Below are 13,175 nucleotides of genomic sequence, written 5' to 3'. Positions count from 1 at the left end.
TAAAAAGCTAGTTACCGCCAAGAAGAAAGCCATCCTTTTGATCATTTTTCTCCCACACCTCCTCATAAATAGATTGGAACCGAGCCTGTGTTTCGGGAGCCGCATGTGTTTTGAAATGAAAAAATAATCCAAAACAATTGGCAAAAAGTAGTACATGGTTAATTGTAACAGCTTTTTCAAACGCGTTTATTAAACATTTGAAACCATATGGATATCTGCCTTTATTTAGGCTGTATTTAGCCATTTTATACCAGAAACGTACGTATTCTTCCGGTAAAACTTGTTGAGTATACGTATCAGAAGAAGATGGTTCCTGATACGCTGCAATTTGGGACTCAAAGCGTCGGAGGATATGATCTACATCTACATTATATCGATTAGCTACCTCAAGGACGTTCAATAGCTCGGCAAAGATCTCTTTTTCAGCAGCCATATGTTCTACGTAATCCGGCAGAACACTGATGTCTCCGGACATAAGTCTATTGACGTACGTATTAATTTTCGCCCATTGCAGATACTGTTTCTTCCAATAGAGAGACTCGGAATCTCGTTCCTTCACCCAACTCAGATCCGCATAACGATGAATGTGTTCTAATGCTTGTTCATGATCTCCTCTTGCATCGCAAGCACTAGCACACATTAGCTCAGAATAGGCTATGTAAGTAAAAAACGGTCTAATTGGCTTTTTTTGCTGCTCTGTTCCTTTTCGCTTGGAGTTATGAACCAAATTATATTGGATCTGTCCTAATTGACCCATTTGAAATGCAAATTCATACACCTTGTCCCACATACTTAATGACCTGTACACGTTCGCCAAATCTTTTAATGCATCTAATTGCTCTATCTCGTCTAAACGATCAACAAAAGGGGCAAATTCAATGGCAGCCTGAAGATTTACAGCTCTATCTTGTCCAATATTGATTTGGAACAAACGATACTGGCAGATCGCCAATCGCTCTGAATGCTGCTGTTTCTCACTTTCAGCCACCTTTTTGTAAAGGTATGCCGCTGCTTCATTGTAACCGTCTTTGTATACATTTTCGGCTACTTCAAAGAGTGATGGCGGATAATTAGGGTTATCCAATAATAAAATTACCACTCGCTGCAAGCAGTCCAGTCGTCCTAGCTCAATGCATCGGTATAGGAAAGGGCTGATTTTTTTCCAGTTTAGCGGAGATTCTTCAATGCATTCTTCAATATAACGTTCGTAAAAATAATCCGGTGGTAAATTCATTCCCGCAGTAATACTATCCAGTTGATGAACAGAAATAGATCGGTTACCGGTCACAATGCTACTAACTGTACCTACATTCAAATCAATCGTGTGACCAAACTTGGTCATCGTTAAACCTTTTCGTTTCAAATAGGTTTGAATTTCTGCCTGTATCGTAGGTGTGATTTCCATGGACAAACCACCCTTTCAGCATTTTCATAGAATTTCAAATTCAATAAACAATATAGTTTGGAAACTAATAGTATAATTATTGATTTTCCTTCACGATAATACCATCTTTTGGAACAAACATAAATGCTTTTACTTTATTGATTTTTATATTTTTATTAGGAGATCATTGGATGTTGGACAATGGAAGGAGAAGATCATTTGAAAAATACAGGTATGACACGTCCATTGGATACGTTAGGCCGGATTGTTATCCCTAAGGAGTTGCGAACCTCTATGGGTATTCAAGCTGGCGAATCTTTAGAATTTTATTTAGATGTTGAAACAGGATTATTGAGTATGCGGAAGTATATTGGAGTCTGCTGTCACTTATGCTATTCGATTCAGGATTTAAGCTATTTCAGGGGTTCATTTTTATGTAAGAAATGCATAAACGATCTGAAGGGAAACATAGGTGTAAGTCAAATACCTGTTCCTGTGGTTAAGGAACCTGCTTACAAAGAAAAAAGTGTACATCGGTCGTCTTCACAACATTTGGTTGAAAAGCTAAGAAGACTTATGCGTGAGCATCCAGCAGCCAAGCAAGGTGAATATGCTGAATGGCTTGGCGTATCCCAAGGCCGTATTTCCCAGCTTAAAAAGCTATTATAGGTACCGCACGACTCATATTCTTATAATGCTAAATAACCAGTCGTTGGTTGATTTTATGCGACTGGTTATTTAAACTTTTCATTATTAGGAAGGACTACAGGAGATAAATCATGATAGACCGACAGAGCTGACTGCTGTGACAAATCCCTCTGACAAAACCTGTTATTTTTGAGATAGTGTAGATACACGAAACAGTACAAAGAATGGGGAACTTATGACAACGACAAGGAAGAATAAGAAATCTTCGCAGGAGCAATCAGCCTCAGTCTGTACCTGCATTAATCTGCGCCGTTCCTCGATGGCTGTTACGGGACTGTATGACCGGTATCTGGCCCCGAGCGGACTCAATATTAGCCAATTCTCGCTGCTCAAACACTTAACTGCGCTGGGACCGGCAAGTGTAAGCGAATTGGCGCTGGAGATGCGGCTCGACCGGACAACGATTGTGCGCAATTTGAAGGCGCTGGAGCATAGCGGATATGTGGAGGATACATCTGCTGAGGGCAGTCGCAACCGCTGCCTTACTCTGACGGAGAGTGGAAGAACGGTATACAACGACGCAGCAGAGCTTTGGGAGGAGGCGCAACGTTTTTTGCAGGAGTCATTGGGAAACGGGAATCTGCAGATACTGACCTCACTCTTATCCAAAATTGAACATTTGGGTTTGTGATTAGCCGCCTACTCATACATGAAGTGTTGCTCAATTCGTGTATATACACGAAAAAAAGAAATGTTTCGCGGTATCAAGGCTGGTCAGTAATATATGTTAGCCCGCCACAAGACTTCTGAAAGGAAGCTTTGCTGTGAACAATAACCACGGAGAGGGATGTGGATAGGATGGTTGAATCCGTACCGGATATGAGAGAAAACATCGTAGCCGAGATGAAAACCTATGTGAGCGAAGACAAAGGCAATGTTTGTGAAGAACTACAGAGTCCTTATTACGAGGAGCCGATTATTCAATTTGCCGCGGGCAATGATCCTTTGTTTGAGGAGTACAAAAGAGTGGTCGGGCCCGACCACGCCACGCCGCAGGAAGCATTTGAACGTTCCTTTGGAATGGGGAGTTTTGATGGAGGTACCGTTATCAGCGTTGTGCTGCCGATCAGCGAGACGATCCGCAAGGCTAATCGGGCGCAAAAAGATAGAGCCTCAAGAGAATGGGCGCTGCTGCGGACCTTTGGCGATGAATATTTTGTACAGTCTGCAAGGCGGCATTTGGCGGGATACTTAACAGGCCTTGGTTACCGTGCAGTTGCACCGCTGGATACGGATTGGTACAGCATCTATGGTGCCACAGGGGGGCCGATCTCCAACTGGTCGGAGCGCCACATTGCATATGCTGCGGGTCTTGGCACCTTCAGTATCAACGACGGCTTCATCACCGAAAAAGGAATTGCCATCCGCCTGCTGTCCGTGGTGACCGATCTCAAGGTGCCGCCTGATGCCAGAGCATCTTCAGTCACAGGCCATACCGGAAACTGCCTGCTGTGTAGCAAGGGCATCTGCGGTGTGTGCATTACCCGCTGCCCTGTGCAAGCCATCAGCAAGGAAGGCGGACATGACAAGATTGCCTGCATGAAATTTGTGTACGGCCAGGCATCACGGGACTTTGCGGTTCTAAACGGCGGCGAGGCCAAATCAGGTGCCGGCTGCGGACTGTGCCAGACCAAGGTGCCCTGCGAGAGCAGGAATCCGATGCGTACTGCCCGGTGAATATGGAAACCTTGAGGACCGCCATTCTCAAGGTTTTTTAGTGCAAAAAGATACATTTAGTTTTCGTTAGTCGAGGTTGAGGGCGTCCCTGCCTCATGTTTTAATTGAGCTTCATTCGAAGCCCCGGACTTACGATCGAATGTAATCGGGCCTTTACGGTTCACAAGCCGTTTCAAATCCACGGTCATTTCATTCTTCAATTTATCAATGAGCTGGTCTTCTTGGATGCCTTTGCTTTTAGCAACCTCGGCCAATGACTTCCCTTGTCCCAGTTCTTTCTCTAATTGGACAGGAGTGATGCCCAGCAGCTTGGCTACTTTCTCGTTGAGATGGTGATTCAAGCCGCCAGGCCGTTTGCCGTGTCTATGTCTGTGAACATGCCCATGCCCGTGGTCGTCCTGTGGTTCAGCATTCCATTGGCGGGCTGCCCCTTGGATAGAGTCGTTGGGAGTGAGAGTTTGCAACGAATTACTCGGTTCCGTCCCGGAAGCTCCAGCTGCACCCGCAGTGCCATACATCATCACTCCTCCATACAGAATAGCAGCGGTCAATTTCCATTGTTTTTTCATGTTGCAGACCCTTCTTTCATCCTTTTTAAAATAATATTTTCTTTTCCCGCTATTTTTATTCATATTTTCGCCTGTTAAGTAACCATAAGACGGGAAAAAGAAATTATGAACATTGCTATCACAATTACACCCAACCTTCGATCTACACGCGCTCCTTGGGAACCCTATCCTGTAGAGTGAGCAAGAATGAATAACTATACTTTCTACAATATAACTTGAAATTTTTCAAGTTATATATTAAGGAAAATATGATAAAATCAAATTGTAAACGTTTACAATTTGATTTTTGGAAAGACATGTTGCATCAAGCTACTACAGAATGCACTGCATCATAGTGAGGCTCAGGAGGAAAGTCCAATGAAACAAAAAAATAAGGTTATTTTTATGGACATCCAAACGCACGAGCAAAACCATATCGGTCAGCGAGCACTTCAAAAAGTGGGAAGACATGGACAAGATGTATGAAGTTTTACTTACTGTAGAGGGATACCAAAGCAGTCGGAGTGCCAATGTAACTAGTAATACAATTACGATTGGCGGCAATAATGGCACCAGAAACCAAGAGATCGAGCTCGTTGTAACAGCCGATGACGGGACATGGGATGATTATATTGACTATTTGGAGATCGACTAAAATTTCAAATCTAGTAAAGAGTTGAATCGGTTCGGAGTATCGGAACATCCATACTATATTAAAATAGCTAGGAGGTAGACCCATGTTTATAGCTAAAGCAGGAAAATGGACGGCGATTATGTCAATCACCTTGTCTTTATTCACAGGCTCGCTGGTGATCTCGAGCAACCAGGCGCTTGCGGCTGATTGCTCGAGCGGTTATGTAGCGTTAACCTTCGACGATGGTCCCAATCCCTCTAACACCAAAGCGCTGCTTAGTGCTCTGAAGCAAAACGGTTTACGCGCGACGCTCTTTAATCTTGGACAAAACGCGCAGAATAATCCTTCGCTTGTACGTGACCAGCAAGCAGCAGGCATGTGGATCGGTAACCATTCATGGTCACATCCGCATATGACACAACTGAGCACATCGCAGATGTCATCGGAAATTACACGCACGCAGCAAACGATACAGTCCATTACTGGCACGGCACCAAAGTTGTTCCGTCCTCCGTATGGCGAGACCAACGCAACCCTCAAATCCATTGAGACCCAAAACGGTCTTACCGAAGTATTGTGGAACGTTGACTCCCAAGACTGGAACGGCGCCTCCACCGCACAGATCGTAGCTGCTGCGGGCAAACTTAAAAACGGCGATGTGATCCTGATGCATGATCAGTACCAGACTACACTCCAAGCTATTCCACAAATTGCACAGAACCTCAAAAACCGTAACCTTTGCTCTGGTATGATCTCACCAAGCAATGGCCGGGCGGTAGCGCCTGATGGCGGAAACGGCGAAACGCCGCCAAACAAAGGCACAAAAGTGGAAGCAGAGAATATGACCAAAGGCGGTCAGTACACTTCAAATATCAGCTCGCCGTTCAACGGAGTGGCTTTATACTCCAACAATGATTCAGTGAAATTCACACAGAATTTTACCAGTGGCACCCATAGTTTTTCACTCCGTGGTGCCTCAAATAATTCCAACATGGCCAAAGTTGACTTGAAAATTGGTGGACAAACGAAGGGTACCTTCTACTTCGGCGGGAGCAGTCCTGCGGTCTATACTTTAAACAATGTCAGCCATGGAACCGGAAATCAAGAGATTGAGCTTGTTGTAACAGCCGATGATGGGACATGGGATGCTTATATTGACTATTTAGAGATCATCTAATTTTAAAAAAACAAAATCCCGGCGGGATCTTCCCGGCCGGGATTTTTGTCGATATCCTTTTTACAACATTCTCAATGTAAAAATAACAAAATCTTGAAAATTGCAATCTGTTGTATAATGGCGGGTAACAACTAGAAATCGCTATAAAAATATTCATAAGAGATGCAGGTGATAGCGATGGAATGGTATTTTGCATACAAAGACGAATTGGAAAATGTATTTCGTCAAGCGGAGGAACGGACGTCCACGTTTCCAGCTCCCTTTCAGCAAGAGGGTTTGGACTATCTGGCGCGTTTTAATCCGTTGCGGGAAGACAGCACGCGTAATTACATATGCTATTTGCTTCCATTTTGGCTGCAAGAACTCACCGGACTGCCCCCCGAGACTTGCCGCAAGCTGTCACTTGGCAACGTGTTCGTCATGGCTCACTATTTAATTCAAGACGATGTGATGGATACAGCAACAGACAACCGTAAAACGCAACTCGCCTTAAGCCAGCTATTCTATACTGAGTGTCTAAGCGTATATCGGGACCTTTTTCCGGCAACCTCTCCTTTTTGGTCATATGCCCGAGTGTATGTTGATGAATGGGCCGTTAGTGTGACATCCGAAGGAACAGAGGACTATTTTCAAGGAGAAAGAAATAAGGTCGCGCTGAAAGCAAGTCCATTAAAAATGGCTGGAACGGGTGCCTTACTGCTTGCAGGCCGTGCCGATCTGATCCAGATCATTACAGATATGACGGACTTGGCGCTACTCGTGCTTCAAATGTCGGATGATTGGGCGGATTGGTCAGAAGATTTGGTCGAACATAGCTATAACTGTCTTTTGTCCCATATCAGTGCCGAGCAGAAGACGGCTTACTGTGAAGGATTGGGACCCAAACAGATTCAGGAAGCGATTTATGTACGCGGTGCGCTCGCCAGCTATGTGAACATTGCCGATCAAGCAGTCCAACAGTTAGAGACCCTGGAGCCTTCTATCCACGGCCTACGTAGCTTTGCACATTCTATCACAGCAGAACTGGGCGAAATGGCAGCGGAAATTGAAGGCGGACGCTCGCATTTGAGAAGAGGCGGACTTGATTACTGGCTCTCCAAAAATATGAAATAATGCTAGATTTTTCTGAGTCTTTCGTGGTATACTGACTAGGTAAATATAACCAATTGAATGAGAGGGTGATTTTTGATGGCTACTGAAGTTCTTCAAACACAAGTCATTCAAAAAGCTTGGGAGGATGCCAGTTTCAGAGAGAAACTGATGACAGATCCCAAATCTGCAATTCGTGATGTGTTAGGAGTCGTGATCCCCGATCATATCCAAATCAAAACGTTAGAGGAAACGCCTGATCAGTTTTTTCTGGTAATTCCTCCAGACCCCTCCGGTGTACTCGCTGCATCCCAGAAACCTCGCTCGATGTGGTAAATTGGTTGTTAATGCTTATTTAATCTATATTCCTTAATCTCATGTGGGTGGGCTCAGCAAGCTTCCCTCCGTTTTCTCCGAATGCAAAAAAGCCGGATATTATCCGGCTACGGGGAAGCGGATGGTCGCTTCCGTTCCCACCCCTTTTGCACTTGTAAAAGTTATTTTTCCATTCATCGTTTCAATAATCCGAAAAGTCACCATCATCCCCAAACCCGTGCCTTTTGTCTTATTTGAGAAATAAGGCTCACCTAGTCTGGATAAAGTCTGAGCATCCATCCCTTCACCATTATCCCGAATATGAATGACAGCTTCTCCGTTGTCCACATAAGCCCATATATGAATATGACCCTGGTCTCGCAGTGCTTCAATACTGTTTTTGATGATATTGATGAACGCCTGCTTGAACTTGGAGGAATTCCCGCGTACTTTGATTTCCTGGGGAATATCCAGTGAAATTTTTCCACCTTGCAAATTAGCCATTGGACTGATGATTCCTTCAATATGTTTGAATTCGTCCAATATGGTCAACGTTTTGGTTTGGTCAAACTCTGGCTTGGCAAAAGTCAGAAAATCAGTAATAATCGCGGAAGCTCGATCCAGCTCCTCCAGAGCGATATGTAGATAGTCTTTGTTTTTACCATCCTCCTGCTTGCTCATCAACTGAAGAAATCCACGTGTAACCTGAAGGGGATTACGTACCTCATGAGCTACAGATGCAGCCAGATCGCTAATAATCTCCATTTTCTCCGAACGTTGAAGCTCATTATTGAACATCTCCAGTTCTCTGGAATACCGAACCACCTGCTTGTGCTTTTCTGCCAGCCTTCTGCCCAAAATCGCGATCAACGCCAGTACAAAACCGAACACGCCCCATTTCCACAAAAACATATTGTAGTGTCCGTCCAGAATAAAGAACCAGCTCAGTTCCCCGATAGAGATGACTGCAAAAAATGCAAAGCCTGTCGATAAAATGATCGCTTCGTGATCACCCTTAAGTGCCATGCGAACCGAAGCAAATACCAGCAGTATCATTAAGGCGACGAGTAATATACCCAGGATCACTACACTAAAAAAATAATATATATCGTTCAACCGCTCCTGTGCTCCTAAATTCACAATCATCATGGTAAAGCAGAACAAAGAGTAGGCGGTTAACAACTTTCTGAATTTGCGAATCAGTATAATCGAATTGATATTTTGCTCAAAAAAGTAGGCTAATGAAGGCAGCAGAATAAATAGTGCCACATCAAAAAGTTGTAAGTACAGCTTTCCATAGCCGCGATAGAATGTATACAAGAATGGTGAATACGTTACGATCATCAGACCAATAGACAATACAATCGCACTTAGGGACAACCACATGGCCATACTCGGACGGAACAGAAAAAACGAGCAGATCAGTAGTACCAGGGCGATAAAGATAAACGTACTGCCCAGTACAATATCTAAAACATCCATTCTGACCAAGGTTCCCAATAGATCACGATAATCACCGGTCATCACATTGCCGATAATGCCCAGTCTATTCTTACTGCTTTCCGTCCATATGTATAATGTTTTACCGCTGTCTTCCGGCTTCAGCGGAATCAGAATACGATTATTCTCATAATTGTACCCACGGTAGGATTCGTAAAAATTGGTCCCATCTTTATACAGCGTAATATGCCTGCCATAAATATTTTCAAAAAGTACCGCTGGCGTTTCATCATTTAGCGAAGGTAACTTAATACGAATCCAGGCGGAGCCTATATTGCCGGGCTGCCTAAGCAGTTGTGTATCATCTTCAATATGCATCCAGATCTTGCTGGAGTCCTTTACCTCATCTAAAGAGCCATCCTCGTTTACCGCTCCCCATCTCATATCCCAGGAGGGTATTTTATAATCCCTTTCCGGGGTCATTTTGGCCGCATAGGCGGAGTGGCCCAGCGACAACAGCAACACAATGACCGCTAGCAGGGTGGCGACAGCTTTGGGCACATGCCTCATGTTAAGCACCTCAAAGTTACATAGTAGGATTTACAAGTTTGTATACGTTTTAACATTTTTTACGTCCTGAAATTATATTATTCTATACGATGATGTGCATACCTTCTTCATAAGAAGGGTATCATGTTCTTTTTACTCATTTTTTGTAAAATCTTCATATTGATTAATGATCATTTCCTGTTCACGCCGCTCTTTCTGCTCTCTAAGCCCCAACCATGGTTCACAATCTTCATCTTCATAGATCGTCCAAATATCGGAAAATAAATAATCGCGTATTTCTACTATTTTTCCGGCTTGTCCGCCATCTGTCCAGTATAAGCCTTCCGGGCGCCGAATGAGGGTGCGGGAAAATCCCGGGGTAGATGCCTTTTGACCTACTCGGATACGACTAATCATCGGACCAAACATGTACCATTCCAATTCATATCCCTCCCTATCTTCTTTATCATATCACAGCAGTTACCAAAAAAACGCTAATTGAGAATGGGCATATCCCTATTCGCATGATTTTAACTTCCTACAGACACACTAACTCAAGGTTTAGCCGTTCTTCTGTTTGGGTAAGGTCGGAATAAGCAACAAAAAGTAAAGGAGCTGAGCAACATGGCCAATCGTGATGATCGAACTACTGAGCTACATGACAATGATTTTGAGCCTTCTCTGCAAAATGCAGAAACCAACTGGGAGAATCTGACGGAAGGGCCAGATACTCCTCTGGAGGACGTCCCAGATGCCGATGAACTGACACCGAACAGTCCTGTCGACCCATCTGCTCCTGCTGAATTCCTGCATGGTACCGATTTGCTGAATGGTACCGATGGGGACGAAGAAGAGCAACTGGACAGCGACGATATGCTGGATTAACATTAACCACTTCATTTTATCGGGTATAAGAAAACGGTTACCAACTCTGTTATGCGGGTAATGAATTGTATAACAGAAAGGAGTTGACTGATCTCCTATGTATAAAGATCCGATGTCTCAGGCCGATATGGAGTATAAGCGCTACAAAACCTTGAATCCCGTGGAAGCAGACGAACGTAGGACCGCGGACAAGACAACTACAGATGATATTTCGGCCGAAGATAACCCACGAGGAGTCGCATCTGCGAAGCCCGAACCCAGGGATCAAGGAAAATGAAAGGACCGATAGGGAAATGCAAAAAGGGTGCAACCTAAGCCACGCAGATGATACGTGGCTTGAGTGCACCCTTTTTGTACTTCATATGTTTACAATGGCAGCAATACTACTGTCGATTTGGCTTCCAATCCCTCTACCATTTCGTTCCAGGCAGCAGGCTTGTTCGGCAATACTGTATAGTAACGACGCAGGAAAGCTGCCACCAATTCGGCGCTCACTTCTTCCACGCTATCATCCTCAGGCATAAAGCCTAAATTCAGCCCTTCTACTGCTACTCCATCGTTATTCCAGGACGGATGTACATAGTCCAGGTCCAATCGCTTATAGCCCAGATGAGATAGCACCTCACGTCGCACGTACGGGTCCATTGGCTTGACACCACCAAAGGTATGCTCGTTGCCACGGTAAGGGTCATAGATTTCAGCAAACATCCCCTGCAACTGCTGTCCACTGGCCTGAGCAAGCGCGTGCAAGTCATTCTGACGTCGTGTCCAAAGAAAACGGCCAATGCCCAGTCCCGGTTGTCCGATGATCGTAAAATCTGTCATAGCTACATTAAAGTCCTCATAATAACGATACTCTGTTGCACCGACTACCTTATCGTCCTGTACCGCAACAAAGACACGAATACCCGGGTCTTCCAGTGGTTCCTTCCACAGGCTGTACTCCAGCACTTCCTCTGGTGGAAATACTTCCTGCATTAGCTGATGCATGCTCGCAAACAAGGGGTCTTCAATATGAGTAATGCGATGATATTCCATAGGACACACTCCTCTTCAATTAGTGATGGGTATGAAACGGATTTCGCCATTCCATGAGGGCAGCATAATTACGCGATTGTTCATCATCCAAATAATTCGGCAGGATGCAGACAGGCACCCGTCCGCAACGAAGTAGAAAAGTTAATACCGGGTCCTTCAGTTCACCAGACACTACGGCATCCACATACGCTTCTGCGCTCAATTGGTCGGCATGATGCTGATAACCAGGCATACGGCCCGCGCCCAGCAAACGATCCAGTCTCCGTTCAATCACAAGATGATATAAGGAAAAAATCAGCCATTTACCCAGACCCAATCTGCGGTAAGCAGGACGTACCGCTAAGTCAATCACATACAGCACCTTAGCGTCCTCACAGTGTGTACGAATATAACCGTCGTCCGCAACTTCCTCCCATGTATGCTGAGGATGTTCGGGGTTATAATGCATCAGCAGGCTGGTTACCGAACCCGCCAGTTCCCCCTCAATTTCCACACACAGCGCTCCATCTGCAAAATGCTCTATCTGGCTGGCAATCTGCTCCCGGCTCCATAACAGCTCCTGCGGATAAGGTGGCGGGAAGCTCTCCTGCTGAATACGCAGCAATCCCTCATAATCGGCTGTAGAATAATTACGAATCACCGCCCGAAGCGGTCGATCGCCGTCAAAGATGAACCATTCTTTGCGATACATGGCTTATTTCCTTTCATTAGCTCCAGTCTGTGTACAAATCTGTTCTACGATCACGCCAGGTTGTCACCGAGCCACGCTCGCGTACATCGTACAACAGCTGCAAATCGAGATCTGCTGTCACAATCATATCGTTGTTCAGTTCACCCTCCACCATAATGCCGCGTGGCGGAAAAGGAATGTCATTGGGTGTAATGACTGCGGCTTGCCCATAATTGGCACGCATAAAATCAACCGTAGGCAAAGAGCCGACAGTTCCCGTCGAAACGACATACACCTGATTTTCAACCGCTCTGGCGTGGCTTGTATACCGTACCCGGTAAAATCCGTGACGATCGTCCGTACAGGAAGGGCAGAAAATAATATCTGCTCCCTTCGCCTTCGCCATGCGAACGATTTCGGGAAACTCAATATCATAGCAGGTCAGCATCGCTATGGTACCCTTGGACGTCTCAAACACATTTAGTCCCTCACCGGGAGCCATATTCCATTCATGCACCTCAGTCGGTGTAATGTGAATTTTGTCCTGAGTGGCCACGCGTCCGTCCGGGTAAAACAAATGTGCCGTATTATATAAACGTTCGTTTCGCCTAATTACATGAGTGCCGCCAATAATATGCATCCCGGTTCGACGGGCGAACGAAGTGAATAATTCAAGGTACCGGTCGGTAAAATCCGGCAGGTCGTTGATCGTCAAAGCTTTACCTTTACTCTCACCGATCGACATAAGCTGGGTCGTAAAAAACTCGGGAAACAGGACAAATTCCGCGCCAAATTCCTCGGCTGTTTTAATATAATGCTCCGATTGCAGGGCAAATTGCTCGAATGAGTCAATCGTATGCAGATGATATTGAACCGCCGATACTCTGATTTTGCTCATAATTCCTCCTCAGACATCACGTCTTTTAGATTGCAAGGGGGTCCCGTTGCTGTTCACATTATAACCGATTCAAAACGGTGCGAAAACTGAACCTGATAATCAGGGCTTGCCTTCTGCACCTACTTTGTTTAAAATAAGGTCAAATCTTTTGAATACCATGAAC

14 protein-coding genes, 1 pseudogene and 1 other annotated feature (1 of these 16 cut by a window edge) are annotated in these 13,175 nt (G+C 44.9%); of the genes and pseudogenes, 8 read left to right on the top strand and 7 right to left on the bottom strand.

What is annotated here, in order from left to right:
- Positions 1–7: 7 nt before the first annotated feature.
- Positions 8–1,405 carry a helix-turn-helix domain-containing protein gene (locus KAI36_RS05515; protein ID WP_220027182.1) on the bottom strand — a complete coding sequence of 466 codons (1,398 nt, stop codon included), beginning with the start codon at positions 1,403–1,405 and terminating at the stop codon, positions 8–10.
- Between the two features lie 180 nt (positions 1,406–1,585).
- Between KAI36_RS05515 and KAI36_RS05510 the strand changes: the two genes are divergently transcribed.
- The 3 genes from KAI36_RS05510 (at position 1,586) to KAI36_RS05500 (ending at position 3,769) form a co-directional block, all read left to right on the top strand.
- Complete coding sequence (locus KAI36_RS05510; protein WP_220027181.1) at positions 1,586–2,053, top strand: AbrB/MazE/SpoVT family DNA-binding domain-containing protein; 468 nt, start codon at positions 1,586–1,588, stop codon at positions 2,051–2,053.
- Between the two features lie 214 nt (positions 2,054–2,267).
- The gene (locus tag KAI36_RS05505) at positions 2,268–2,723 is read left to right on the top strand and encodes a MarR family winged helix-turn-helix transcriptional regulator (RefSeq protein ID WP_220027180.1); all 456 of its coding nucleotides are present in this window, start codon (positions 2,268–2,270) and stop codon (positions 2,721–2,723) included.
- A 167-nt stretch (positions 2,724–2,890) separates the two neighbouring features.
- Positions 2,891–3,769 (top strand): hypothetical protein, encoded by an 879-nt coding sequence (locus tag KAI36_RS05500; protein WP_028543180.1) that lies wholly within the window; start codon positions 2,891–2,893, stop codon positions 3,767–3,769.
- A gap of 56 nt (positions 3,770–3,825) precedes the next feature.
- Here the strand turns inward: KAI36_RS05500 and KAI36_RS05495 are convergent, their stop codons facing one another.
- Entirely contained in the window at positions 3,826–4,338 is a 513-nt protein-coding gene (locus KAI36_RS05495) for a hypothetical protein (RefSeq protein ID WP_025723192.1), read from the bottom strand.
- A 391-nt stretch (positions 4,339–4,729) separates the two neighbouring features.
- On the opposite strand from KAI36_RS05495, the pseudogene KAI36_RS05490 reads away from it, so the two are divergent.
- From KAI36_RS05490 to KAI36_RS05475, 4 genes and pseudogenes are all read left to right on the top strand, one after another.
- Positions 4,730–4,972: pseudogene (locus tag KAI36_RS05490) on the top strand (hypothetical protein); the annotation flags it as partial.
- An 82-nt stretch (positions 4,973–5,054) separates the two neighbouring features.
- Positions 5,055–6,128 carry a polysaccharide deacetylase family protein gene (locus tag KAI36_RS05485; protein WP_103048985.1) on the top strand — a complete coding sequence of 358 codons (1,074 nt, stop codon included), beginning with the start codon at positions 5,055–5,057 and terminating at the stop codon, positions 6,126–6,128.
- Between the two features lie 177 nt (positions 6,129–6,305).
- On the top strand, positions 6,306–7,241 hold the full coding sequence (locus tag KAI36_RS05480; RefSeq protein WP_220027179.1) for a hypothetical protein: 936 nt from the start codon (positions 6,306–6,308) through the stop codon (positions 7,239–7,241).
- Positions 7,242–7,316: 75 nt separating this feature from the next.
- Complete coding sequence (locus KAI36_RS05475) at positions 7,317–7,553, top strand: NHLP leader peptide family RiPP precursor (protein ID WP_013309068.1); 237 nt, start codon at positions 7,317–7,319, stop codon at positions 7,551–7,553.
- Positions 7,554–7,652: 99 nt separating this feature from the next.
- Here the strand turns inward: KAI36_RS05475 and KAI36_RS05470 are convergent, their stop codons facing one another.
- Together KAI36_RS05470 and KAI36_RS05465 are read right to left on the bottom strand one after the other, a co-directional pair.
- Entirely contained in the window at positions 7,653–9,542 is a 1,890-nt protein-coding gene (locus KAI36_RS05470) for a sensor histidine kinase (RefSeq protein ID WP_025723195.1), read from the bottom strand.
- A gap of 132 nt (positions 9,543–9,674) precedes the next feature.
- On the bottom strand, positions 9,675–9,962 hold the full coding sequence (locus tag KAI36_RS05465) for a hypothetical protein (RefSeq protein ID WP_023987328.1): 288 nt from the start codon (positions 9,960–9,962) through the stop codon (positions 9,675–9,677).
- Between the two features lie 183 nt (positions 9,963–10,145).
- Between KAI36_RS05465 and KAI36_RS05460 the strand changes: the two genes are divergently transcribed.
- Complete coding sequence (locus tag KAI36_RS05460) at positions 10,146–10,406, top strand: hypothetical protein (protein WP_025723196.1); 261 nt, start codon at positions 10,146–10,148, stop codon at positions 10,404–10,406.
- A 366-nt stretch (positions 10,407–10,772) separates the two neighbouring features.
- On the opposite strand, the gene KAI36_RS05455 is transcribed toward KAI36_RS05460, so the two are convergent.
- From KAI36_RS05455 to KAI36_RS05445, 3 genes are read right to left on the bottom strand one after another with little or no spacing between them, the layout of a single operon-like run.
- On the bottom strand, positions 10,773–11,444 hold the full coding sequence (locus KAI36_RS05455) for a hypothetical protein (protein WP_025723198.1): 672 nt from the start codon (positions 11,442–11,444) through the stop codon (positions 10,773–10,775).
- A 19-nt stretch (positions 11,445–11,463) separates the two neighbouring features.
- Positions 11,464–12,135 carry a GNAT family N-acetyltransferase gene (locus KAI36_RS05450; protein WP_220027178.1) on the bottom strand — a complete coding sequence of 224 codons (672 nt, stop codon included), beginning with the start codon at positions 12,133–12,135 and terminating at the stop codon, positions 11,464–11,466.
- A gap of 16 nt (positions 12,136–12,151) precedes the next feature.
- Positions 12,152–13,012 (bottom strand): carbon-nitrogen hydrolase family protein, encoded by an 861-nt coding sequence (locus KAI36_RS05445; RefSeq protein ID WP_025723200.1) that lies wholly within the window; start codon positions 13,010–13,012, stop codon positions 12,152–12,154.
- Between the two features lie 161 nt (positions 13,013–13,173).
- Positions 13,174–13,175: a binding site (T-box leader), on the top strand (it continues 270 nt past the right edge of the window).

Origin of the sequence: Paenibacillus sp. S02, from assembly GCF_019454065.1 — a bacterium.
Taxonomy (GTDB): domain Bacteria; phylum Bacillota; class Bacilli; order Paenibacillales; family Paenibacillaceae; genus Paenibacillus; species Paenibacillus polymyxa_B.
The sequence above is the reverse complement of the archived record's forward strand: the minus strand, read 5'-3'. Positions and strand labels throughout refer to the sequence as shown.

Bases quoted from the DNA above. Each gene is read 5' to 3' on its own strand.
- KAI36_RS05475 (WP_013309068.1), top strand. From the start codon at position 7,317: ATGGCTACTGAAGTTCTTCAAACACAAGTCATTCAAAAAGCTTGGGAG.
- KAI36_RS05485 (WP_103048985.1), top strand. From the start codon at position 5,055: ATGTTTATAGCTAAAGCAGGAAAATGGACGGCGATTATGTCAATCACC.
- KAI36_RS05455 (WP_025723198.1), bottom strand. From the start codon at position 11,444: ATGGAATATCATCGCATTACTCATATTGAAGACCCCTTGTTTGCGAGC.
- KAI36_RS05445 (WP_025723200.1), bottom strand. From the start codon at position 13,012: ATGAGCAAAATCAGAGTATCGGCGGTTCAATATCATCTGCATACGATT.
- KAI36_RS05495 (WP_025723192.1), bottom strand. From the start codon at position 4,338: ATGAAAAAACAATGGAAATTGACCGCTGCTATTCTGTATGGAGGAGTG.
- KAI36_RS05515 (WP_220027182.1), bottom strand. From the start codon at position 1,405: ATGGAAATCACACCTACGATACAGGCAGAAATTCAAACCTATTTGAAA.
- KAI36_RS05500 (WP_028543180.1), top strand. From the start codon at position 2,891: ATGGTTGAATCCGTACCGGATATGAGAGAAAACATCGTAGCCGAGATG.
- KAI36_RS05460 (WP_025723196.1), top strand. From the start codon at position 10,146: ATGGCCAATCGTGATGATCGAACTACTGAGCTACATGACAATGATTTT.
- KAI36_RS05505 (WP_220027180.1), top strand. From the start codon at position 2,268: ATGACAACGACAAGGAAGAATAAGAAATCTTCGCAGGAGCAATCAGCC.
- KAI36_RS05510 (WP_220027181.1), top strand. From the start codon at position 1,586: ATGGAAGGAGAAGATCATTTGAAAAATACAGGTATGACACGTCCATTG.
- KAI36_RS05470 (WP_025723195.1), bottom strand. From the start codon at position 9,542: ATGAGGCATGTGCCCAAAGCTGTCGCCACCCTGCTAGCGGTCATTGTG.
- KAI36_RS05480 (WP_220027179.1), top strand. From the start codon at position 6,306: ATGGAATGGTATTTTGCATACAAAGACGAATTGGAAAATGTATTTCGT.
- KAI36_RS05450 (WP_220027178.1), bottom strand. From the start codon at position 12,135: ATGTATCGCAAAGAATGGTTCATCTTTGACGGCGATCGACCGCTTCGG.